This is a genomic window from Amycolatopsis keratiniphila, assembly GCF_000400635.2.
Lineage (GTDB): Bacteria > Actinomycetota > Actinomycetes > Mycobacteriales > Pseudonocardiaceae > Amycolatopsis > Amycolatopsis keratiniphila.
On the sequence record NC_021252.1, the window covers coordinates 304,138 to 326,480 of the forward strand.

Consider the following 22,343-nt stretch of genomic DNA (forward strand, 5'->3'; position numbering starts at 1 on the left):
AGTTTCACAAACTTCTGAAAAGAATACTCGTGCGCGGGCTGTCGCGCCATCGAGGAAGCGTTAATCCCCGGTCGTGTAATCGTGGACGTAGGTCTTGGCGTCGAGCAGATGCCGCAAGGTGATCTCGCGCGCGGCCGCCGCGTCCGACCGGCGGATCGCTTCGAGGATCGCGCGATGCTCGTCGACGGCCTTGCGGATCTGCCCCGGAAGCCGCAGCGCCGCCCGCCGCTCCTCGCCGACCAGCGCGAGCACCGAACGCAGCAGATCGGTGACGTCGTCGTTGCCGGCGTTGCCCGCGATCACCCGGTGGAATTCGGCGTCGGCCGCGATCACGCGCAGCATGTCGCCGTCGGCGGCGGCCTGGTCCATCTCGTCGACGGTGCTTTCCAGCCGGGCGAGCACCCGGGGCGTGTGTTCGAGCGCGAGCCGCTCGGCCAGCGTCGGCTCGACCGTGGTCCGCAGGTCGAACAGCTTCTCGACCAGCTGCTCGTGTTCGGAGAACCAACCGCGCAACGGCTGTTCGCCGAGGTTCTCGCGGACGTAGGTGCCCGAACCCGGCCGCACCTGCACGTAACCGATGGAGTCCAGCACCCGCAAAGCCTGCCGCAGCGAACCGCGGCTGATCCCGAGCTGCTCGCAGAGCGCCCGTTCGGCGGGCAGTCTCGACCCGGCGGGGAGCCTGCCCGAGTCGATCATCGTGCGCAGATGATCGACGGTCGCACTCCACACCTGTTCGCGCTCGTCGTCGGCCACGGCCCCATCCTGGCAGGCCCGGCGGGACGTCCGGAATTGTCGGTGCGGGATGTCATCCTCTGACGATGACTGGGGTGGCAGGGCTGATCAAGGCATGGGTGCACGGCTGGGCGCTCTCCCGCGGCGTCGGGGTCCCCGTCGCCGAGCCGGACGGTTACCGGCTCGACGTCGGGCGTCCGGGGCATCGCGTGCGGTACGTGCTGGCGGACACCGGGTCGGTCGCGAGCCGGGCCCGTTCGCTGACCGAGCCCGGAACGTGGTTGAAGGTGAGCGGTTCACGTGAGGAAGTGGCGAAGACGGTGCCGCCGGAGTGGGAGGTCGGCCCACCGGAGTACCTGATGAGCGCGCCGATCGCGCTGCGGCCGGTCATGGCCGCGCCCGAGCCGTACCGGGCCGAGCTGGTCGGCGACGGCGTCGTCACCGACGTCGTGGTGCGCGCACCCGACGGTTCGCGCGCGGCCACCGGCCGGGTCGCGATAGCCGGTGGCACGGCGGTGATCGATCAGGTCGTGACGGAGCCCGAGCATCAGCGGCGAGGGCTGGGCCGGTTCGTGATGCGCAGGCTCGACGAGGTGGCGGTCGCCGCCGGGGCGGAGCGAGCGGTCCTGGTCGCGACGGGGCAGGGGCGCGCGTTGTACCTGACGCTCGGCTGGACGGTCGCCACGGAGATCACCGCGGCCCATCTGCCGGAGGAGAACTGAATTGGTTCCCCGTCGAACGGGACATAACGGGCTCGTTGAATGTTCGACTAGACACATCCACAGCGCGAAAGGAGGTAACGGTGCTTAGGGTGCGGACGTGAGTGCTTTATGACGTGGTGGCACGCGGTCGTGATCTTCGTCGCGGGGCTCTGGGCGGGCACCATCAACACGGTCGTCGGTTCGGGCACGCTGGTGACGTTCCCGGTCCTGGTCGCGCTCGGCTACTCGCCGCTGACGGCGACGACCTCCAACGCGATCGGCCTCGCCCCCGGCACGGTGAGCGGGGCGATCGGCTACCGGGAGGAGCTCAAGGGCTACTGGCCCCAGGTCGTCAAACTCGCCGTGGCGTCGTTCTTCGGCGCGATCTGCGGGACGATCCTGCTGCTCTCGCTGCCGAAGGACGCTTTCGAAACCGTCGTGCCCGCGCTCGTCGGGCTCGCGGTGGTGCTCGTGATCGTCCAGCCGCGAGTGGCCGCCTGGGTCGCGAAGCGCCGCGAGGAGAACGGGAAGGTCCACAAGATCGGGCCGCTCCTGTTGTTCCTGATCTTCCTGATCGGCATCTACGGCGGATACTTCACGGCCGCGCAGGGCGTGATGATGATGGCCGTGATGGGGATGCTGATGTCGGAGTCGCTGCAACGGCTCAACGGAGTCAAGAACGCCCTGTCCGCGGTCGTGAACATCGTCGCGGGCGCGATCTACGCCTTCATCGCGCCGGTCAGCTGGCCCGTGGTCGCGCTGCTCGCGGTCGGGTCGACGATCGGCGGCCAGATCGGCGCCAAGATCGGCCGCAAGCTTTCGCCGAAGGTGCTTCGCGGCGTGATCGTCGTGATCGGCCTCGCCGCGATGGTTCAGCTGCTCCTCAAGTAGGAAACGGCCCGCACTCCGTCCACGAAGTGCGGGCCGCCGTGAAGCCTTGTCAGCGCGGGAAATCCCCGGCCGCTTCGAGGAAGAGGTCGTTCTCCTCGGGCGTCCCGATGGTCACTCGCGCGCCTTCGCCCGCGAAGGGCCGCACGATCAGCTTCCGCTCCAGCGCGTGCTCCGCGAACGCGGTCGTCCGCTCGCCCAGCGGCAGCCAGACGAAGTTCGCCTGCGTCTCCGGCACCTCGTAACCCTTGGCCACCAACGCATCCCGAACCCGGGTGCGTTCCGAGACGATCTCCTTGCAGCGTTCCAGCAGTTCGTCGGCCGCGTCGAGCGAGGCGATGGCCGCCGCCTGGGCGATCATGTTCACCGAGAACGCGACGTAGACCTGCTTCAACGCGACGGTGATCGCTTCCGGCGCCACCGCGTAACCCACGCGAAGGCCGGCGAGGCCGTACGCCTTCGAGAACGTCCGAAGCACCGCGACGTTGTCCCTGCCGCGCGCGAGCTCGACGCCATCCGGCACCTCGGCATCGGTCACGAACTCCTTGTACGCCTCGTCGAGCACGACGAGTACGCCCGAGGGCACGGCGTCGAGGAAGCGCTCGAGTTCCGCGCGCCGCAAGACCGTCCCGGTCGGGTTGTTGGGGTTGCACACGAAGACCAGCCGCGTCTTCGGCGTGATCGCCGCCAGCATCGCGTCGAGGTCCAGCCCGTGCCCGGCCGTGAGCGGCACCTTCACGCTCACGGCGTTCGCCACCTGCGTGACGATCGGGTACGCCTCGAACGAGCGCCACGGGAAGACGACCTCGTCGCCCGGTCCGCACAGGGCCTGGATCATTTGCTGGCAAAGGGAAACCGAACCGCAGCCGATGGCGATCCGGTCGACGGACTCGTTCAGCTCGCGGGCCAGCCGCTCGACGAGCGCGGAAGCCGTGATGTCCGGGTACCGGTTGATGCCCTGCGCCGTCTCGGCTATGGCCTGCGCCACACTCGGCAGCGGGCCTCCGGGGACCTCGTTGCTCGCCAGCTTGATCGCACCCTGGATTGTCCGGCCAGGGACGTACTTCGGCAACGATTCGAGATCCGCACGCGGCGAAACAGGTGACATCTTCGGCGCTCCTACGTCTGGGGGACGGCTCCGACACCGTATCCTCCCGCGCGGGCGCAAGCTCCGAATATTTACCTAAGAGTGGTCTGATGGAGGAATGACCCTGACGACCACCGTGGAACATCAGCACGCCGACGGCCACACGCTGCGCCTGACCTTCGCCGAACCGGATGGTGTCGTCCGCGGCGGACTCGTGGTGCTGCACGAGGAGGCCGAAGAGGTCGAAGAGGGTTTGGGACTGCTCCTGGCCGGTCTCGCCGGCGAAGGCTGGCTCACCGTCACCCCGCATCTCGACCGGGACGACCTCACCCAGCAGGACCTGCTCGAAGCCACCGACGCGACGCTTTCGTGGCTCGCGGAACGCGGTGTCCAAGCCGATCTCGTCGGTGTCGTCGGTTTCGACCTCGGAGGGACGGCCGCGCTGGTCGTGGCGTCGAACCGCAGGCTGGGCGCGGCGGTCAGCGTCGGCGGGCAGGGGGTCACCGGGCTGCCGGTCCTCGTCGAGATCGCGGGACGGCTCACCAGCCCGTGGCTCGGCATGTACGGCGACGCGGGCGACGCCGCCGGAGGCGCCGAAGTCGAGCAGCTGCGTGAGGCGGCGGCGACGGCGAACGTCGCGACGAACGTCGTCCACTACCCGGGCGCCAACCACCGCTTCGACGCCGACCCGGACGCGGCCGCGGAGGCCTGGCAGCGCACGTTGAATTGGTTCGACGCCCACCTGCGCTGACCCCGTTCGCGCTAGCATTCCCCTCAAGATGTGACAGGGGAGGGTCGAATGGCACAGTCGCCCAAAGTGCCCGTGACGCCACAAGCCGCGTTCGGAGCTTCGGCTCCGGCGCTGGCTCCCGTGGCGGGTCAGATCCGGGATTCCAAGACCGATGCCAAGAAGGGGGCCGTCAAGGTCTCCGAGGACGCCGCGAAGAAGCTCGTCGACGCCCTGCTCAAGGCGCGCCACGAGCTCAACGCGCTGATCAAGGACTCGACGGAGTTCAACGCGCCGTTGAAGCTGGGCGACAACCTCATCGGTCACACCATGAGCGAGCGCTTCCAGGGCGCCGCGAACAAGGGGACCGAGGCGGCGGTGCCCGTCCTCAAGGACTTCGCCAAGGTCCTCAAGGACTTCCAGCTCACCGTGATGGCGGCGCGGAAGATGTACGTCGCCGCGGACGAGGAGGGCCAGGAGCAGCTCGAACGGGTCGCCCGCCGGTTCGACATGGAGGACATCGTCGGCCAGGAGCGGAAGGACGAGCACTGATGCGCATCCTGCCCATGCCGTGGCCGCCGCGGGAGCCCGAACCGCAGCCGGGCCCCGAAAGTCTCACCGCCGACATCGACTGGATGAGCTACTCGCATCGAGAGCTCTACGCGATGGTCCACAACGAGCTGGACCTCGCGAGCGCGGAAGCCGTCGCCGCGCAGTGGACGAAGATCAGCGCCTTCCTCGACCGGGTCGGTTCCGAGCTCAGGGCGGCCCTCGCGGCCACCGCCGACGGCTGGACGGGCGAGGGTGCGGACAGGGCCCGTGACGCCGCGGTCAAGCTCGTCGCGTGGGCGGGCGAGACGGGCTGGCGGGCGGAGAACGTCGCGAACTGCGTACGCCGCCAGGCGGACATCGCCGAAACCGCGCGCCGCACGATGCCCGAGCCGCCGGGATACGCGCCGCGTCCCAAGCTGCCGGAGCCGCCGAAGCGCCGTCCGATCCCGGTCTCCGATTCGACGCAGGCCATGTCGGCTTCGACGCCGTTGGGCTCCGAATTCGCCGAAGCCGGGCGGATCGTCGCCGAACCCACCGACGAGAGCTCGCAGGATCTGCACCGCCAAGCCGCCGACGTGATGACGCGGATGCAGTTCAGCTCCGGCGAGGTCTACGAGAACGTTCCCAGCTTCACCTCGTACGGCAAGCAGCCGAAGATCCTTGAGACACCCGAAGAACCGAAGCCGGAACCCGATCCGAAACCGGAGCCGGAGCCCGTCCCGCCACCGGACGACTCGACCCGCAGCAGTGGGGTCGACGACGCGGCCCCGATCCAGGTGCGGGAGCCGGTCGAGGCGCCGCGCGCGCCGGGTGCGGGCAGCGGTGCCTACGTGCCACCGCCGCCCGGTGCCCTCGGAGGAACCCAGGAACAGCTCGGTCAGGGCGGCCGGTCCGGTGCCGGCGCCGGTGGCTTCGGGCCGTCGGGGCAGCCCGGCCAGCCGGCCGGGACCCGCGCGGCGGCCGCGGGCATGGGCGGTTTCGGCGGCATGCCGATGGGGATGGCGCCCGCGCAAGGACGGCAGGGCGAGGAAGCGCACAAGGCGCCGGACTACCTCGTCGAGGATTCCGACGTGTGGGGCCTCAGCGGGCACGTCACCCCGCCGGTCATCGGCGAGGATCCGAGGAGCGGTCGCTGATGGACTGGATCCGGCTGCACGTCGGCGAGCTGTTCCTGCTCTGGTCGGCGCACGGACGCGACGAACTGCCCGCGGTGCTGGCGGTCCCGCACGTCGGGAGGACCCCGGAGTTCCGGGCGGAGCTGGTGGCCACGGCGAGCGCGACGCTCTCGGACCGCGGCCTCGGCACGGTGGACGCTCCCGCGCCCGAGCTGGTGCGGCTGCTGCACACCGTCGCGAACAGCGAACTCACGCTCGACCTTCGACTCGACGGTGATCCGGCGTACCGGGCGGTCGGCTGCGTGTCCGATCGCGGCGCGGTAGTGATCGGCGTTTCGGGCACCGACGTCGAGCTGGCGGCGCTGCGGGAACCGCTCGTCGCCGCGACCCTGCTGCAGGCTTTGCCGCCGTGCGAGCAGGGGCGGGGCCTCTCGGTCAACCTGCGCGTCGACGACTACACGGCCGCGTGCGAGGCGGGGGAGCGCGGTGGGCAGCCGGCGTTTTCCGACGTCCTGCGCGACGCCGGGCTGCGGGAACCCGAGGTCATCGTCATGGTGCGGATCGCGACGCAGCGCATCGGCAGCGGGCGGCTCGGCGCGGTCAGGAAGTCTTGGGAGGGTCGTTGGGTGCGCGGGGAGGGTACGTTGACCTGGGTGGACACCCCCGACGGCCGCTACGGGCTCCGGCGCGACCGAGGGTGGCTGACGGTCACCCCGCTCGACGCGTCACGCCTGAAGTCGATGGCGTACGAGCTGTTCACGGGGGCTCGCCAAGCAGGTTAACGAGGGTTAACATCGCGGGGTGACTCACACCGCCGACGCCCCGGAAGTGCTCTGGCGCCCCGAGCCGAGCCGCCTGCCCGACACCAAGATCGACGCGTTCCGCCAGTGGCTGCGCACCGAACGCGGCGTGGAGGTCGACGACTACAACGCGTTGTGGGAGTTCTCCGTGCGGCAGGGGCCGGAGTTCTGGTCCGCCGTCGCCGAGTTCCTCGGCGTGCGCTGGCACGACCAGCCCGGTGAGGTGCTCACCGGTGAGATGCCGAACGCGCAGTGGTTCGCGGGCGGCACGCTGAACTACGCCGAGCACTCGCTCATGCCCGGCGTCGCGGGCGCCGCGAAGGCCGACGACGAGATCGCCGTGATCTTCCACCGCGAGGACGGCCTCTCGTCGCAGCTGACGTATGGCGCGTTGCGCTCCTCCGTCGCCGCCGCGCGGGAGGGACTGCGCAAGCTCGGAGTGTCCAAAGGGGACAGGGTCGTCGCGCTCGCGCCGAACTGCCCGCAGACGCTGATCGCCTTCCTGGCCACCGCGAGCCTCGGCGCCGTCTGGTCGTCGTGCTCGCCGGACTTCGGTGTCCGCGCGATCACCGACCGGTTCGCGCAGATCGAGCCGAAGGTGCTGATCGCGGTCAACGGCTACGTCTACAATGGACGGTGGTTCGACAGCAGGCCGACGGTGAACTCGTTGCGCGACGAGATCCCCACGCTCGAAGCGACCGTGCTCATCGACTACGCCGGCGGCCGCCTCGACGGCACGCTCGACTGGGACAAGCTGCTCGCCGACAACGAAGGCGCGGAGCTGGCGTTCGAACCCGTCGACTTCGCCCACCCGTTGTGGGTCCTGTACTCCTCGGGGACCACCGGCCTGCCGAAGGGCATCGTCCACGGGCACGGGGGGATCACCCTCGAACACCTCAAAGCCCTTGCCCTGCAAAGCGATCTCGGCCCGGGCGATCGGTTCTTCTGGTTCACCACCACCGGCTGGATGATGTGGAACTTCCTCATCTCCGGCCTGCTGACCGGCACCACGATCGTGCTCTTCGACGGCAGCCCGGGCAGCCCGGACCTCAACGTGCTGTGGCATCTGGCCGAGCAGCACCGCGTCACGTACTTCGGCACGTCGGCGCCGTACATCCAGAGCTGCCTGAAGGCCGGGATCAAACCGGCCGAGCGGTTCGACCTGACGGCGTTGCGCGCCTTGGGGTCCACCGGCGCGCCGCTGAGCGTCGAGGGCTTCCGGTGGATCGTCGACGAGGTCGGCAAACGCGTCCAGATCTGCTCGGTGTCCGGTGGCACGGATCTGTGCGCGGCGTTCGTCGCTTCGGCCCCCGACGTCCCGGTCTGGCTGGGCGAACTGTCGGTCCGCGCGCTCGGTGCCGCCGTCGCCGCCTTCGACGAGGACGGGAAGCCGGTGGTGGAGACGGTCGGCGAACTGGTGATCACCGAGCCGATGCCGTCGATGCCGGTGTTCTTCTGGAACGACCCGGACGGCTCGCGGCTGCGCGAGGCGTACTTCGAGATGTACCCCGGGATCTGGCGGCACGGCGACTGGATCCGGATCACCGGCCGCGGTTCCGCCGTCATCTACGGGCGCAGCGATTCGACGCTCAACCGCGGCGGGGTGCGGATGGGCACGGCCGAGTTCTACCGGGTCGTCGAGTCGTTCGACCAGGTCGCGGACTCGCTGGTGATCGACACTTCGGCGGCGGGCAACGAGGACGGGCAGCTGCTGTGCTTCCTCGTGCTGGCCGAGGGCGCGTCGCTCGACGAGGTCGAACCCGCCTTGCGCAAGGAACTGCGTGGAGCTCTGTCGCCGCGGCACGTGCCCGACCGGTTCGTCCAGGTGACCGAGGTACCCCGCACGCTCAACGGCAAGAAATGCGAGGTTCCGGTCAAGAAGATCCTTTCGGGGGTTTCACCTGACCGCGCCGTCAGCCGGGATGCCCTGCTGAACCCCGACGCCCTTGTACCGTTCGTGGAGCTGGCAAGGAGCTGACAGGGGCGGGATTTGGCAGGTGCTTGGCGGGTGGCGGGCGCCACCACGGTGGCGGTGATCACCTGGGTGACACGGCTGGCCGGACTGCTGGCACTGGTCTCGGTGCTGGTCCCGGCCGGGCGGCGAACCCTGCGCGGACACGTCGCCGCCTGGCTGGAACTGCCGCACGAGGCCACGGTCGGCGCGGCGACGGTCGCGCTGGTGACCGGGGTGCTGCTGATGCTGCTCGCCACCGGGCTCAAGCGACGGAAGCGCCGCGCCTGGCAACTGGCGGTCGCCACCGCCGCGCTGCTGACGGTGTCGCACCTCGGGCTGAGGCACACCCTCGGCGCTGGGCTCGTGTCGCTCGCGCTGCTGATCGCCCTGATCGCGACGCGGCGGCACTTCATCGCGCTCCCCGATCCGGTGACCGGCCGGTGGCGCGCGATCCGGGTCTTCCTGCAACTGACGGTGGCCGGGGTCGCGATCAACTTCGCGCTGCTGTCGGTCGCGCCTGTCGACGCGGGAGTCGGCGACCGCCTGGCGCAGTCGACGCTGGCCTTGATCGGCGTGAGCGGCCCGGTGACGTTCCCCGCGCTGTGGCTGGAAGACCTGTCGGCCGCGGTCGGCCTGCTGTTCGGGATCGGCGCGGTGCTGCTGGCGGCGTACTTCCTCCTCCGCTCGGCCGAACCCGCCCCGGAGCTGACCGACGAGGAGGTCGAGCGGCTCAGGGGGCTGCTGGGGGAGCGGGACTCTCTCGGGTACTTCGCGCTGCGCCGGGACAAGTTCGTGGTCTTCTCGAAGTCGGGGAAGGCCGCGGTGACCTATCGGGTGATCGCCGGGGTCGCGCTGTGCTCGGCGGACCCGCTCGGTGACCCGGAAGCGTGGCCCGGCGCGATCGAGGAGTACCTGGACGTCTGCCGGCGGTACGCGTGGACCCCGGCGACCATGGGCTGCTCGGAACTGGGCGCGACCGTCTGGGCCCGCTTCGGACTCGAAGTGCTGGAGATCGGCGACGAGGCCGTCGTCGACACCGACACCTTCACCCTCGAAGGGCGCGTCATGCGCGGAGTCCGCCAAGCCGTCTCACGCACGAAGCGCGCCGGCTACACCGCGCGCATCCGAAAAGCCGAAGACCTACCGGCTGAGGAACTCGACGAACTCCGCGCCCTCGCGGCCACCTGGCGCGGCACGGATACGGAACGCGGCTTCTCGATGGCCCTCGGCCGCATGGGGGACCCGGGCTCGGTCCTCGTGACCGCTGAACACGACGGGCGGGTGCGCGGCCTCCTCCAGTTCGTCCCCTGGGGTGAAAAGGGCCTGTCGCTGGACGTCATGCGCCGCGACCGGACCGCCGACAACGGCGTCAACGAGCTGATGATCTCCGAGCTGCTCCTGAGCACCTCGGCCCAGCACGTCTCCCTGAACTTCGCCGCCTTCCGCGCGGTGCTGGAACAAGGCCAGCGCATCGGCGCCGGCCCCGTCGCCCGCCTGTCCGCCCGGACACTGCGATTCTTCTCACGCTGGATCCAGATCGAGACCCTCTACCGCTTCAACGCGAAGTTCCAGCCGCGCTGGGTCCCGCGCTACCTCGCCTACCCCGCGGCCCGGGACCTCCTGCGCGTCGGCGTCGCCGTCTTCGAAGCCGAAGGACTCGGCGGACGTCCATCGGGCCTGCTCAGAGCCCTGCAACGCGTCTAAGGGGGGTGCCTTCCGAGGGGGTCCAGGGGGTGTGTAACCTATTTGAGCAGTGGTCGTTGGGCCTGGGAGGCTTCGCCTAGTCTGGTCTATGGCGCCGCACTGCTAATGCGGTTGGGGGTAACCCCCCCTCCCGGGTTCAAATCCCGGAGCCTCCGCTGGTGCCTGTTCCGGCAGGTGCTAGATTGATAACTGAACAAGCGCCCGTAGCTCAGCTGGATAGAGCATCTGACTACGGATCAGAAGGTCAGGGGTTCGAATCCCTTCGGGCGCACGTCTGGTTGAGACAGCACTAAGGCCCTCCCGTTCGCGGGAGGGCCTTTTTGTCTGTCCGTTGTGGAGGTTACTTCAGGCGGGACTTAGCAAGTTGAATGATCCGCTCAGGTTGACGGACGTTGGGGCGCTTCCCGTGCATACTTCGTTGACTCAGACTGGCTTGGGCGCCGTCCTGATCCTGTTCAGAAGGACAGCATAGGCATCCTGGGTTTGTTCCAAGGCTGCATCTCAGTTCGAGGCGGGATGGAACCAGAGTGTGACCGTTTCGACGACCTGATCGATGCGCTGGAAGGCCTCTGCGGCTTGTGACTCGGCTTGGTCCACCCCCGCGATCACCTGGACGGTATCGAACCCCGCCTGGTCTAGCTCGTCGACGTGTGGCTGGAAAGTCTGGAACACCTTCGCCACTAGCTCGCCAGCGTTGGTACGCGCCCAAGGCGCTTCATCCATCCGCATCCGACTCATCAGGTTGGCCAAATCGACTACACATGCTAACCGGGGCCGGTTCGACGCACCTTCGAATGGAGCGACCATCGATCGCGCCGTCGAAGATACGGAGCCTGTGGCGAGATCGTTAAATGGCTTCACCGGGTCATAGATCCAGACCAAGGCCGACGATCCGTCTGAGGCGGTTAAGGATACGTCCCAGGCCGACTCACCAGTCCCAGTATTGGCTTTGACCTCCACGGCTGGGGATAGCCTTCGTTCGAGAGCTGATGTTAGATACAGCCTTACGCGGTCTCCCTCGCCACTTCCCCGTTCGGGTGTCACGATCGCTGTCGTGCTGGCGATCTGACTCTCTGATCCAGGACGCACCTTTACATCGAGGAGACGGCCAGCGATTTTGAGAAGCTGCTGAGGTTGAAGCATGAACAGACGTGTACCCGCCCGTGCCCGTAACTCGGCGACTAGCTCGACCCGAGGACCCACCGGCGCACCTCGGACTTTTCGCCACCAGTCCTCCTTCACGTCACTAGTCACGAGGAGGACATCGGCTGACCGTCGACTGGCCTCACACAGGGTTTGTTCCCAGACCAAGTAGTCGCCTGGCCCACGATTATCGGGCTTGTCACGGTCCATATAGCCTGGTGGTATCAGCTGGTCCGCACGACGTTTGGCTTCGGCTAGCGCCGCGACGAAGTCTTCGTTAGGCAACGACGTCCCCACGCGGCCCGCGAGTAGGGGATGGAGCGATGCGAGGACAGGGTCCAAGTTCGTGTCTCGAGCACCGACCAGCGGATCTCGGGTAGCTGGTCCTTCGATCGCGTCGTTGAGCGTGCTATGAGTCTTATGGATCAAGGAGATGAGATCCGACAGTCTTTCACGGGACAGGCCGACGTTTCGTGCCCAAGTATCCACGGCGCTCTCAAGTGAGCGGATTGGTTTCTTGAGGGCCTCGAGCGCGTCGCGGCGAATGCTCGACCGACTGAGGATGGTCTGCTCCCTGTTACGCCAGAACTCCTCCAAAGCCTGGTGCGGGATCCATACGTTGTCCTGGAGCCGCTCAAGCACCGTGAGCAAGTCGTTTCGGGCGTCGTCGTCGAACCGGTAGAGATTCAGTAAGACGTTAGTGTCGAGCACGACCATGCCCGACACGAGGACTGCCCGGTAGTCCGCGTCCGAGGGGTTCAGGTAGCCCTCAAAACCCGTCGAAAAGCCGTCGGGAGTCAGATGATGTGGATCCTCACCCACGGAAGTTCCCCTCGTATGCCTGCGAATCTTCGACAAGACCCGCCGTTCAGAACGCCCGGTGTTGCCCATCCCGAGCTAGCTCGAACAGGATTCCAGATACGATCTTTTGACAAACTTCTGGTACAGCGGCCATACGGGTGAAAGTCCGCGCTCCGCGGCGGATCCGCCGCGACTAGCTTGTCGTCCTCAAGTGTGCCGCACGCGAGCAGTGGGACAGTTGCACGATGCTGTTGGTGCCCTGCTCGTGGGTTGACCATGGGCGAGACCCTACCAAGGTGACCAGTTTGAGCACGCGCCATCCGGCGATCATGTATAGGTGCTCCTGGGCACTAGAGGCCCGCAGAGTACGTTGTAACGCTCTCAGGCGACTCACGATTACGGTAAGAGTCGTCCAAGATCAGCGTGATCGGTGCACGATAGGGCTCACACAGTACTAAAGTGGCGAGGGCGTGTGGGCCGTGACCTGATCGCCGCTGCTGGCTTCCGGTTGCCTGTCGAGCCCGCTCGTCAAGGGTGTCCAGAAGGTGAAGGCTGGAACGAGGAGACGCGTGAGCGAGAGCGAGTTCATCAACGTTACACCCCATCCGAGGATTCTCGGGGTGCTCGGGGATATCGAGTTCGCCCACTGGCAGTGCGTCGCCGAGCTTGTGGACAACTCGTTCGATGAATTTCAAGCAGCAGGGGATGTAGTCGGCCGCCCAAGTGTTTCCATTACGTTGCCGGCCGCCAACGCCACACGCTCCACAGCTGCGATCACCGTGAAGGATAACGGGCGAGGTATGAGCCTGGACGCGATCACGAACGCCATAAGCGCTGGCTGGACGAGCAACGGCCGTTACGGGTCTCTTGGCTTGTTCGGGATGGGATTTAATATCTCCACCGCCCGCCTGGGCAGGCACACGACGGTGCGCTCGAGTCGGGCGGGCGACCCAAATTGGGTGGAAGTCGTTCTCGATCTACCCAAGATCGCGGAGTCGGCGGAGTACCAGGCGCCCTACCGCCTCGTGCCCAAGGCTGATCCCGCCGAGCACGGTACGACGGTTACGATCAGTGACCTCAAATCTGACCAGTTCGACACGCTCCGACGTCCAAGGACGCAAGCGATCATCAGGGAGAAGCTGGGCGACATCTATAGCTTTCTTCTTCGTGAGCGAGGCTTCCTTCTGACGATTAATAACAGGAAAGTCGAACCACGATTGCCATGCGTATGGGATGAATCTAGATTTGTCACTCGGCGTGGCGTCGATATACACGCGGTCTTGCCGGTTGATCTGACATTGAAAAGTAAAAAGGCCTGTCTCTCATGTGGGCACTGGAACCAAGTTGACACCGAGTCGTGCGAAGAGTGCGGTCAAGAGCGGCTTCAGTTGCGCGAGCGTAAAATTTGGGGATGGATTGGCATTCAACGCTACGTTCATCGATCTGACTACGGGATCGACTTCCTTCGAAACGGTCGTAAGATCCTTGTTAAAGACAAGAGAGTATTTACTTGGCAGGACGAAGACGAGCTTACTGAACCTGAGCTCGAGTATCCTATCGATTCAAAATCTCCGACCGGGCGTATTGTTGGTGAGATTCATTGTGATCATGTGACACCAAACTATCAGAAGAACGCGTTTGAGTTCGACACCCACGAGTGGCGGCAGGTGATTAACACGATCCGTGGCTCCAGCCCTTTGCGTCCACAAAAAGCTAAAAGCCTGGGTTTGCCCGAGAATTCCAGTCCATTGGCGATGCTATATACTGGCTACCGCAGGCAGGACGCTGGACTAAACTACCTCATTCCGGGCGATGGCGACCGCCCGTTGCATGAGAAAGCGATTGACTGGGCTGAAAAGTTCCGCAAGGGAATCAAGGAGTATCAGACCGACGAAATCTGGTATGCGGCCGCATATCAGCACGATCACCCGGTCTCGGAAATGCCAGCTCATGACGATGATAATAGCGATATCCTCCCAGGTATCGGGAGTGACGTACCAGACCCTATACAGCCTGGATCAGCTGGCCAAAAAGGGATCGGGACACCCCCTACCCCGCCTGTGCCTCAGCCGAAAGAGGAAACCCTCGCTGAACGTCTTCAACGCTATCGCGACGCAGGTGAGTCTATAGTCGATCTCGCTGGTCAATACACGGTAAAAGATCTTGGGTCGGTGGTACTCACCGTATGGGCTGTGCGTGGTGAGCGACTCATTGATACAAAAGGCGAAGACGCGCCTGCGGTAGCTTTTATGGCTCGGCCGCCCCGTTTGGAAGTGTTCGTCGACGTCGATGACGAGTTGTTCCAGACGCAGGGCACAGACATCCGTGATCTTGCCCTGGTTGAGGCGGCCGAATTTCTTCGGGTGCGAGAGAGGGGGGTCGCAAAGCCCCTTACTGGGGTGGTTCGGGCCTTGAAGTCGATCAGTAACGTGGTCCCCCTGACGCCGGCCACTCTGGCTGACGAAGCGGAACGGATTCTCAATCTTGTCCGGTCAGGGATGGTGGCCTATATTGCGGATGATCCAAGCGCGCATTGGGATCTACTTACCGAGGCCGAACGTGCCGGGGCGGAGCGGCGGTACGCGATCGAGTCCTCGTACTCGACACGATGGGACGATAAGATCGCCGGAGGTGACTTCGTCCGATACGTGCAAGCCAACGCGGTGGTCCGTATTATCAAGGCTTCGCCGGAGAATTTTCTCGACGGTAAAGTGTTCAACCGTCCCTATCGGACGATTGGAGATTCGACCGCCAGGGAACTCGTAGTCGAACGACTTGTAAACCCGCTGAGTGACCTCGCATTGCTTGAGCAGCATCGCCCAAGACTCGATGTCGAGGAACTAACGCGAGCGCGATCCAGTTGTCGACTCATCTTACGAGACCTAGCGGACAGCGACTAGGGACATGCGCCATTTCCTCGACGCTATTAGCCTGCGCGACGCTGGCCCGTCGCAGTTTCCTCGACGGATCGAGAGGCTTCTATGGAATATTGGCTGCTCATTCGTGGTCAATATTGACGGCCCAGGAGACGATGGCGGCGATATCCTCGCTCGGCGTGGCGATGAGGATTGGGTTATCCAGTGCAAATGGAAACGGCGCACACCAGTAGGAGCAGAGGCCATCGACGAAGTGGCCCTCGCCAGGGAGACCTATAGAGCCCACCGGGCGATAGTCGTGACTAACACGCAGTTCAGTCTCGGGGCGAAACGTCGTGCTGATGAGCTGACCAGGCTTGGTCCGCAGATCCTGTTCTGGACCGGCAACGACCTCGCGGCAGCGTTTGACAAGCTTCCCGATCGCTTTGGTCGAGTCGAACTCAGGTCGTATCAGGAGACGGCGCTCGCACGTCTAGAGAGTGATCTCGAGTCCAACGGACGCGCGTTACTAGTCCTGGCAACAGGGCTTGGTAAAACAGTAGTCGGTGGCGAAGTACTTAACGCTCACCTGGTTCGCCACCCGACGGATAAAGTACTGGTCGTGGCACATGCCAAGGACCTAGTGCACCAGCTCGAACGCGCGCTCTGGCGCCACCTCCCAAAGCAAATACCAACCAGGTTGCTAACTGGTGAAAACAAGGTAGATGATTTATCCGGAGTGACATGCGCTACCGTTGGTTCTGCCTTGTCTGCCATTCAATTCGGATATCGGCCAGCTTTGGTCATGATCGACGAAGCGCATCATCTTGGTGCCGAGGGCCAGTACGATGAGCTATTGCGGATATTAGAGCGATCGAGGCAGTTTGGTGTCACGGCGACGCCTTGGCGTGGGGACGCGCACGACATCACCGAACAATTGGGGGCACCGAGCTTCCAGCTTGGTATCGAGGACGGAATGCGCAAGGGCTACCTAGCTCAAGTTGATTACAAGCTGTTCGTGGACGATATCGATTGGGACGTAGTGAAAGACGCGAGCACGCACTCTTATGGGCTCGCTGACCTGAACTCCAGGTTATTTCTTCCGCAGCGCGATGAAGCGATCCGTGAGCAACTTGCCGCCGTATGGGCGAATACTAGCCGGCCAAGGGCGATTGTTTTTTGTCGTACCGTCGAGCACGCGGAACGGCTTGCGGAACTGCTGGACCACACCCCTTTATGGTCCGGCGCGCAAGCTGTGCACGCCGCGTTGTCGAAGAGGGAGCGGCAACGCCGACTGCTCGCCTTCAGGGCAGGCGATATCCCAATCCTGACCGCAGTCGATATCTTGAACGAGGGTGTTGACATCCCTGACGTGAACATCCTGTGCTTCGCCCGTGTAACGCATTCTCGCCGCATCTTCGTCCAGCAGCTAGGTCGCGGCCTCAGACTTAGCGACGGCAAGGACCGTGTCGTCGTATTGGATTTTGTCAGTGATCTTCGTCGTATCGCGGCGGCCTTAAAACTCAAACGTTCCCTCGGTGGTAAGGAAATCGAGGTGCTAGAAACATCGGGCCGATCGAATATCGAGTTCAGTGACCAGCGCGTCGCCGCTCTCATGGAAGAGTGGATCAAAGACGCCGCGAGCCTTGAAACCGCGTATGATGAGTTCCGCCTTCAATTCCCTGAAATCCTTGAAGCCCAGGAGTAAGTGTGGCTGCCTTGCAACTACCTCCACAATTGCGCGACCAGATTCTCTACGCGATGTACAGTCAAGCGGAGAAGCTTGACTGGGAGCTGCTCTCGAACAGTAAGAAGACCGAACAGTACCGTCAGTGGGTGGATGACCACGAGGTCGGCCAGGCGATGCTTCGGTACGGGGCCGAGAAAGATGTACGTGTATGGCTCAAGGACGTCGCGATGAAGGAGTACGCGCGGGCCCAAGAAGGCATCGGCTCATATGTGCGTTATATTCCAAATCGTTTCAAGGGCACGGAAGAGATCGTCAGTGCCGCACTGGACTCATCGTGGACCGTAAAGCCCGATTCGGTGGTCATCAAGCCGAACCGTTGTACGGCTATCAAGGGTTCTTTTTCGCGGCTGGTCGTGTGGGGGCGCCCCAGTAGCTTCAAAGATCTCTTCTGGGCCGCACTGACGGCGACCAAGGGAGGCGGTGACGAGGCGGTGATCGTCATGACGACCCGCGATGGTGAGAATATCTCGGATGGGGAAAGGGAATTACAGAAGAAAATAGGTGCTCGAGGTGACTTTGAAGTAGTTTATCTGAACCGTCAAATGATTTCAAATCCTGACTACATCCCGCTGTCAAGCTGACAGAAAGATTGTCGACCAGTGAATCAATTTAGCGAGTGATAATAATGGCATTATTCGCCAATCCTGTTGGCGAATAATGCTTGCCGGTCATTGGCGGTAACCCTAATGCGCCGGATTGGTACCTTATTGTATCCCCCGAGGGCGCGTCTGCTAGACCTGACGATCGACAAACCTAGCGCTGCTTGACGGCAGCGCGTCTATTCCTCGTCGTCGAAGGGGAGTCCCATAGTTGAGTCGGTCCGATACTGTGGGGTGGCCAAGCCCATTCGTTTGACTTCTGAGAGAAAGCGATCTTCATCTCGAACCCAAATTCGCTTATCCGGATCAAGCTTCTTCGCGGGAACCCATATCGTGGATGGGCGAGGTAAAGCGTCCAGCCGCGCATCCCGAGATTCATTATCGGATATCAACGAGATACGCACGCCCTCGGCGACGCGAGCTTTCATCTCATCCAGCGTAAGGCCGCGGTGGGGCAGCGGGCCTGCCCGGCCCCTGCCCGGGTGCATCGTGTCCCAAACGGAGCGCGCGTTAGCGCGGGCCGTTCCAGGTTCATTCGACCCGAAACCATTAACAATAGTATTCCATAGCACAGGCCGGTAAGCACGCAGGAGCGCGCGCTCGCCAAGTACGATCCAGGCATCGTCGAGGCATAGAAACTTGACTCGGAAATCCTTGAGTGCCAAGTTCCCGCGGATGCCGGAATTCTCGACCTCAGAGACTGACTTCGCGTGCTTAGCGATCCGATCGTATAGATTGGTGTTGTCGTAGTCAGGTTCTTGGCCATAATTGCTGTTCCCGGCAGCTGCCTTGCCGACATAAACGGGAATTTGATGCCCGGCTGTAAACGCTTCAGTGAGCGGCCGGTATTCGGCCACTCGTGCCCCTATGTAGTATAGTGCGTATAGCCCCGCGCCACGAAAAGGTGCGGGTGGAAACGAGTGCGGTTGTTCTTGCTCCAGCCGCTCGCGGAGTAGAGTTCCAATCGCCGCAGGGTCGAGAGGATTAAACCGCCTGGGCTTCGGCAAGTGTTCGAGCTTCCTGGTCACAGTGCTACTATAGCGCCAAGGCCGTCGACGCTCATGATGGCGCTATGAACGCGTACGCATCCAATCAGTGCTCGCGATTGCGGTGGCAGACACTTAACCGCTCAGGCTAGCCTCTCTCAAAGGCGCTATCGGCGGACCAAATCACCTACGCGGCGAGCTACGTCCTCCGGGTCTTCGTGTTCCCACGCTCGTATGACCCGCCAGCCAGCTTCTTTTAAAAGTCGATTAGTTTCAAGATCCCTTTCTCGATTGCCTTCGATCTTCTTTCGCCAGAAATCAGCATTGGTCGTAGCCGGGCGATGATGTTCGGGGCATCCATGCCAGTAACAGCCGTCAACGAAGACAGCAACCCGCGCTCTGGAAAAGACGAGATCAGCCGTTCTTCTGATTCCCGCGAGCGGTTTAGCGGAAACCCGATAGCGAAAACCTCTGGAGTGTAATAACTTCCGTAGCCGTATTTCCGGTCTTGTGTCTTTTCCTCGGTTGCCGCGCATCGATGCCCTGACGGCTGGCGAAGTCGCCCATGACCCCTCAGGAAGACTCTGTTCGCAGGCGAGCCCCTTTTCCCAGGCCATCGCCCAAGCTGCGGTCAAGTTTTCCATCCGTGTACCGTAATCAACTTGCCCGAGGTATTTCGCGGGAGACTTGCCATTATCCGACCAGCGAAGGTATGCCCGAATTCGGCGGGTGTTCGGTAGGACCTTTAGTTCAACCGAAGCGCGAGCGAGGCGCCCGTCGCCGAGGTCCACAAACCGGCGGTGGCGCCCCCCGGCCGCGAGATCCTGTTCCGCAGCCAAGGTCTCCCGGGTCCGTCCCGCCCGCCCCTTCCACGCGGTGGCCGGTGGAGAGTTCTCCTTCCAGGCGCTTTGGGCGCGACGGGTCGGGGTCACGCGCGAGACTTAGCTTCGTCGAGCACCGCCGCGACAGCCTTGGCGAAAACCTCTCCTAGGAGAACCGGCACCGCGTTGCCAAGTTGTCGCATCTGTTCGCCGCGAGGTCCCGCGAGCTCCCACTCGTCGGGAAAAGTCATAACACGCGCCGTTTCCCGCACCGTCATATAGCGATGCTTGTAACGTTTGGCAGCGAGAGGGCCCGGATCCGGCTCTAGTAAATCATCGGTCAGCATCACTGATTCCCCGCCGGGTACCCCGTGAACCCCAGCCTTGACGGTTTTCGCGGGACGGTCGTATTCATTGGGCGTATGTCCGTCGTAGATCCGTGCCCCGGGCCAGCCGACGTGGTAACGGAATCCCCCCGCCCTGTAGTCCACGCGATCCAACTTGTCCCACCCGATGGGGGGAAGTGGCGGTAGCTTCCCGCCCTCCCCGTCCTCGATGCCAACGATCGCGTCCCGCAAAGTCCGCCAAGGCTTGGTTCCGTCGTCAAGGGGAAGATTCTTGGGCACGCTCGCGACAACCCGCTCCCGGACATGCTCCGGGACCTGGTCATGACGTTTCCAGTAATCGCCATTCAGTATCGACCGGAATAGGGCGCCTTCAGAGTACTGAGGGGTTATAAACTTGCGAAAAGTGTCCAAGTCGACGTTCAGGTCTGAGCGGAAAGCGACAATTATAATCCGGTTCCGAATCTGGGGGACACCGTAATCGGCTGCATTAACGGGCGTCATGATCACGTCGTAACGCTCGTCTGGCCGAACGTCACGACGCTCCTCCATGGCCCTCAGGACGTCATCGTGTTCCTGCCAAGTCGAGTCCACCCTCCGCTCAACGAACGGGAACTCGAGCTCTCGCAGGATGTAGTCGAAGTACGGTTTAAAAGACGGCCTCAGGAGCCCGCGAACGTTCTCGCAGATGACGGCCTTCGGTTGGATCTGCCGGACTGCCCTGAACATCTGCGGGAACATGTTCCGCTTGTCCTCGTCGCCCTTGGCGACGCCGCCGAGGCTGAACGGTTGGCACGGTGGGCCGCCCGCCAGAACGTCGACCCGACCATTCAAATTGCCCATGTCAATGCGCTGGACATCGCCCTCGACGATCGGAACAACCGCCCCCGGGGGCGGGACCTCGTAGGGACCCGCGGCTACGACATCCTTACCCGGGGCCGGGACGCGGATCCTGTCCGCCTTGTGCCGTTTCGAAACATTCACATCGAGCGTCTCGCACGCGTACTTGGCGAACTCGTTGAACAGCAGGGGGCGAAAGCCGGCCCGTTCGACTCCCATCGCGAGGCCACCGCCGCCCGCGAACAGCTCGACGGAAGTTCGGTAGGGCTCTCGAGGTTCAGGCACGGCGGAAGCATACCGCGGAGGTTGAGGTCAATGTGCCGGACGCGCCGCAGAGTGTGGGGTGGACTCGCTACCTGCGACCACGCTCACAGGTCCGGAAAAGTCTCACGGATAATCGCGACGAGGCGCAGAGCGTTCTCGCGGTCGAGTTGCAACGTTTGGCTCACCTTCTTCTCCGACTGTCTCTCGTCGGACCCGTACGTGCTCAACTGAAGCAAAGGCCCCGTGGGAGTGTTAATAGTCCTATAGCCACATTCAACCTCGGTGGGATGCGGCTTCGTGTCGCCGCGCACCTGGAAGAACTCAGTCACCCTCGCCATCCGTCCACTTTGCCACACGCGCAAGGGGCGGGGCGAAGGCCAGATTGGGCGGTAACGGTTGGCTAGCTAGCCTCCGAACACGCCGGTCAGGGCCTCCCGGATCAGCCCCGCCAGATCCGCCTCCCCGTCCGTCTCCGCCCACCGCAGCAGCGCGACGTGAGCGGCGCCAAGGCAAGCCATAGCCGTAGCCCGCACCCGAAACTCCTCCTCAGGCGAACAACCGAGAGCGGCCACGATCGCATCGGCCGTCGCGTACTGGCTGTCCAGATGTCGTGCCCGCAGCGCCGGCACCGAGATCATCAGCCGCAACCGCGCCAGCAGGAACGCCTTCTCCGACGAGGACCCGTGAGCGGCCGTCTTCGAGAGCGCGTGTCCGATCCGCGCGGGCAAGGGGCCAGGAGGCGCGGCAGCGACGGCCGAAGCGGTCACGGGGTCGTATTCGTCGTAGAGGACCAGGTCCTCCTTCGTCGGGAAGTGCCGGTAGACCGTCATCGCCGAGACGCCGGCGGCCGCGGCGACGTCGGCGACGGTGGTCGCGTCGTAGCCGACGTCGGTGAAGAGGCGGATGGCGTGCGTCTGGACGGCGAGCCGGGTTTCGGCGCGCTGGAGGTCTCGGAGGCTCACGTGGTAGACACTATCAAAGTGTTAGTCACTAACATGTGGGGTGAGCGATGAAGACGGCATTGGTGACCGGAGCGTCGCGGGGGATCGGGGCGGCGATCGCGCGGCGGCTCGAGAGGGACGGCATCGAAGTCCTGAGACACGACAGCACCAAGGGCGACTTGTCGACCATGGAGGGAGTCGACAAGGCCCTGGAGGGCATCGACAGCCTGGACATCCTGGTCAACAACGCGGCGGCCGCGCCGCGAGGGCCGATCGAGACCGACACGCCCGAGGGTTTCGACCACCTGATGGCGGTGAACGTCAAAGCGCCGTACTTCCTCATCCAACGGGCACCGCTGAACGACGGCGGCCGCATCGTCAACGTCTCGTCGGTCGCCACCAGGATGGCCAACCCGGCGCAGACCTCCTTCGCGATGACCAAGGGCGCGCTCGAGACGATGAGCCGCACCCTCGCCCACCAGCTCGGACCCCGCGGCATCACGGTCAACGCCGTCGCGCCGGGCGCGACCAGGACCGCGGACAACGGCCGGATCTTCACTCCGGAGCTGGAGGCAGCCGTTAAAACCCTCACCGCGCACCGAAGGCTCGGCGCCGCGGAGGACATCGCGGACGTGGTCGCGTTCCTCGTTTCCGACGACGCCCGATGGGTGACCGGGCAGGTCCTCGACGCGAGCGGCGGGTTGTTCCTCGGTCCTCCGGGCCAAGGCGCAGAATAGGC

At 64.1% G+C, this 22,343-nt stretch carries 19 protein-coding genes and 2 tRNA genes; 14 read left to right on the forward strand and 7 right to left on the reverse strand.

What is annotated here, in order from left to right:
- Positions 1-60 precede the first annotated feature (60 nt).
- Positions 61-753, reverse strand: coding sequence for a FadR/GntR family transcriptional regulator (locus tag AORI_RS42425; RefSeq protein WP_016330742.1), 693 nt, complete (start codon positions 751-753; stop codon positions 61-63).
- 74 nt (positions 754-827) lie between these two features.
- Here AORI_RS42425 and AORI_RS42430 point away from each other — a divergent pair, with 74 nt between their 5' ends.
- Together AORI_RS42430 and AORI_RS42435 are read left to right on the forward strand one after the other, a co-directional pair.
- Positions 828-1,454, forward strand: coding sequence for a GNAT family N-acetyltransferase (locus AORI_RS42430; protein WP_016330743.1), 627 nt, complete (start codon positions 828-830; stop codon positions 1,452-1,454).
- Between the two features lie 108 nt (positions 1,455-1,562).
- Complete coding sequence (locus AORI_RS42435; protein WP_016330744.1) at positions 1,563-2,324, forward strand: sulfite exporter TauE/SafE family protein; 762 nt, start codon at positions 1,563-1,565, stop codon at positions 2,322-2,324.
- Positions 2,325-2,373: 49 nt separating this feature from the next.
- Here AORI_RS42435 and hisC read toward each other — a convergent pair whose 3' ends face one another.
- On the reverse strand, positions 2,374-3,429 hold the full coding sequence (gene hisC / locus AORI_RS42440; protein ID WP_016330745.1) for a histidinol-phosphate transaminase: 1,056 nt from the start codon (positions 3,427-3,429) through the stop codon (positions 2,374-2,376).
- Positions 3,430-3,526: 97 nt separating this feature from the next.
- Here hisC and AORI_RS42445 point away from each other — a divergent pair, with 97 nt between their 5' ends.
- The 8 genes from AORI_RS42445 to AORI_RS42480 all read left to right on the forward strand — a co-directional run bounded on the left by AORI_RS42445 (position 3,527) and on the right by AORI_RS42480 (position 10,531).
- A complete protein-coding gene (locus AORI_RS42445; RefSeq protein ID WP_016330746.1) occupies positions 3,527-4,159 on the forward strand; it encodes a dienelactone hydrolase family protein in 633 nt (210 codons plus the stop codon).
- Between the two features lie 48 nt (positions 4,160-4,207).
- The gene (locus tag AORI_RS42450) at positions 4,208-4,687 is read left to right on the forward strand and encodes a hypothetical protein (RefSeq protein WP_016330747.1); all 480 of its coding nucleotides are present in this window, start codon (positions 4,208-4,210) and stop codon (positions 4,685-4,687) included.
- On the forward strand, positions 4,687-5,823 hold the full coding sequence (locus tag AORI_RS42455; protein WP_016330748.1) for a PPE domain-containing protein: 1,137 nt from the start codon (positions 4,687-4,689) through the stop codon (positions 5,821-5,823). Before AORI_RS42450 ends, AORI_RS42455 begins: the two co-directional genes overlap by 1 nt.
- Complete coding sequence (locus AORI_RS42460) at positions 5,823-6,584, forward strand: ESX secretion-associated protein EspG (RefSeq protein WP_016330749.1); 762 nt, start codon at positions 5,823-5,825, stop codon at positions 6,582-6,584. Before AORI_RS42455 ends, AORI_RS42460 begins: the two co-directional genes overlap by 1 nt.
- Positions 6,585-6,603: 19 nt before the next feature.
- Positions 6,604-8,580 carry an acetoacetate--CoA ligase gene (locus AORI_RS42465; RefSeq protein ID WP_016330750.1) on the forward strand — a complete coding sequence of 659 codons (1,977 nt, stop codon included), beginning with the start codon at positions 6,604-6,606 and terminating at the stop codon, positions 8,578-8,580.
- A gap of 30 nt (positions 8,581-8,610) precedes the next feature.
- Entirely contained in the window at positions 8,611-10,260 is a 1,650-nt protein-coding gene (locus AORI_RS42470; protein WP_016330751.1) for a phosphatidylglycerol lysyltransferase domain-containing protein, read from the forward strand.
- A 65-nt stretch (positions 10,261-10,325) separates the two neighbouring features.
- A tRNA-Ser gene (locus AORI_RS42475) sits at positions 10,326-10,415 on the forward strand.
- 42 nt (positions 10,416-10,457) lie between these two features.
- Positions 10,458-10,531, forward strand: a tRNA-Arg gene (locus tag AORI_RS42480).
- Between the two features lie 230 nt (positions 10,532-10,761).
- Here the strand turns inward: AORI_RS42480 and AORI_RS83185 are convergent.
- Entirely contained in the window at positions 10,762-12,225 is a 1,464-nt protein-coding gene (locus AORI_RS83185) for a PIN-like domain-containing protein (protein WP_123798236.1), read from the reverse strand.
- Positions 12,226-12,773: 548 nt separating this feature from the next.
- On the opposite strand from AORI_RS83185, the gene AORI_RS42490 reads away from it, so the two are divergent.
- From AORI_RS42490 to AORI_RS42500, 3 genes are read left to right on the forward strand one after another with little or no spacing between them, the layout of a single operon-like run.
- Positions 12,774-15,104 (forward strand): ATP-binding protein, encoded by a 2,331-nt coding sequence (locus tag AORI_RS42490; RefSeq protein WP_016330753.1) that lies wholly within the window; start codon positions 12,774-12,776, stop codon positions 15,102-15,104.
- A gap of 4 nt (positions 15,105-15,108) precedes the next feature.
- Positions 15,109-16,767 carry a DEAD/DEAH box helicase gene (locus AORI_RS42495; protein WP_016330754.1) on the forward strand — a complete coding sequence of 553 codons (1,659 nt, stop codon included), beginning with the start codon at positions 15,109-15,111 and terminating at the stop codon, positions 16,765-16,767.
- A gap of 2 nt (positions 16,768-16,769) precedes the next feature.
- Positions 16,770-17,390, forward strand: a complete 621-nt coding sequence (locus tag AORI_RS42500; protein WP_123798238.1) for a hypothetical protein — start codon at positions 16,770-16,772, stop codon at positions 17,388-17,390.
- 197 nt (positions 17,391-17,587) lie between these two features.
- Here AORI_RS42500 and AORI_RS82665 read toward each other — a convergent pair whose 3' ends face one another.
- The 4 genes from AORI_RS82665 to AORI_RS42515 all read right to left on the reverse strand — a co-directional run bounded on the left by AORI_RS82665 (position 17,588) and on the right by AORI_RS42515 (position 21,625).
- Entirely contained in the window at positions 17,588-18,436 is an 849-nt protein-coding gene (locus tag AORI_RS82665) for an Eco29kI family restriction endonuclease (RefSeq protein ID WP_081809621.1), read from the reverse strand.
- A gap of 125 nt (positions 18,437-18,561) precedes the next feature.
- A complete protein-coding gene (locus AORI_RS82670) occupies positions 18,562-19,038 on the reverse strand; it encodes a DNA mismatch endonuclease Vsr (protein WP_081809622.1) in 477 nt (158 codons plus the stop codon).
- Between the two features lie 284 nt (positions 19,039-19,322).
- Positions 19,323-20,684 carry a DNA cytosine methyltransferase gene (locus AORI_RS42505; RefSeq protein WP_123798240.1) on the reverse strand — a complete coding sequence of 454 codons (1,362 nt, stop codon included), beginning with the start codon at positions 20,682-20,684 and terminating at the stop codon, positions 19,323-19,325.
- A 383-nt stretch (positions 20,685-21,067) separates the two neighbouring features.
- Complete coding sequence (locus tag AORI_RS42515) at positions 21,068-21,625, reverse strand: TetR/AcrR family transcriptional regulator (protein ID WP_016330758.1); 558 nt, start codon at positions 21,623-21,625, stop codon at positions 21,068-21,070.
- A 47-nt stretch (positions 21,626-21,672) separates the two neighbouring features.
- On the opposite strand from AORI_RS42515, the gene AORI_RS42520 reads away from it, so the two are divergent.
- Positions 21,673-22,341, forward strand: coding sequence for an SDR family oxidoreductase (locus tag AORI_RS42520; RefSeq protein WP_016330759.1), 669 nt, complete (start codon positions 21,673-21,675; stop codon positions 22,339-22,341).
- The last annotated feature ends 2 nt before the right edge of the window (positions 22,342-22,343 follow it).

What these genes read in the sequence shown, in the direction of transcription:
- AORI_RS42435 (WP_016330744.1), top strand. Translation starts at nt 1,563, where the DNA reads ATGACGTGGTGGCACGCGGTCGTGATCTTCGTCGCGGGGCTCTGGGCG.
- hisC (WP_016330745.1), bottom strand. Translation starts at nt 3,429, where the DNA reads ATGTCACCTGTTTCGCCGCGTGCGGATCTCGAATCGTTGCCGAAGTAC.
- AORI_RS42445 (WP_016330746.1), top strand. Translation starts at nt 3,527, where the DNA reads ATGACCCTGACGACCACCGTGGAACATCAGCACGCCGACGGCCACACG.
- AORI_RS42450 (WP_016330747.1), top strand. Translation starts at nt 4,208, where the DNA reads ATGGCACAGTCGCCCAAAGTGCCCGTGACGCCACAAGCCGCGTTCGGA.
- AORI_RS42455 (WP_016330748.1), top strand. Translation starts at nt 4,687, where the DNA reads ATGCGCATCCTGCCCATGCCGTGGCCGCCGCGGGAGCCCGAACCGCAG.
- AORI_RS42460 (WP_016330749.1), top strand. Translation starts at nt 5,823, where the DNA reads ATGGACTGGATCCGGCTGCACGTCGGCGAGCTGTTCCTGCTCTGGTCG.
- AORI_RS42495 (WP_016330754.1), top strand. Translation starts at nt 15,109, where the DNA reads ATGCGCCATTTCCTCGACGCTATTAGCCTGCGCGACGCTGGCCCGTCG.
- AORI_RS82670 (WP_081809622.1), bottom strand. Translation starts at nt 19,038, where the DNA reads ATGGAAAACTTGACCGCAGCTTGGGCGATGGCCTGGGAAAAGGGGCTC.
- AORI_RS42520 (WP_016330759.1), top strand. Translation starts at nt 21,673, where the DNA reads ATGAAGACGGCATTGGTGACCGGAGCGTCGCGGGGGATCGGGGCGGCG.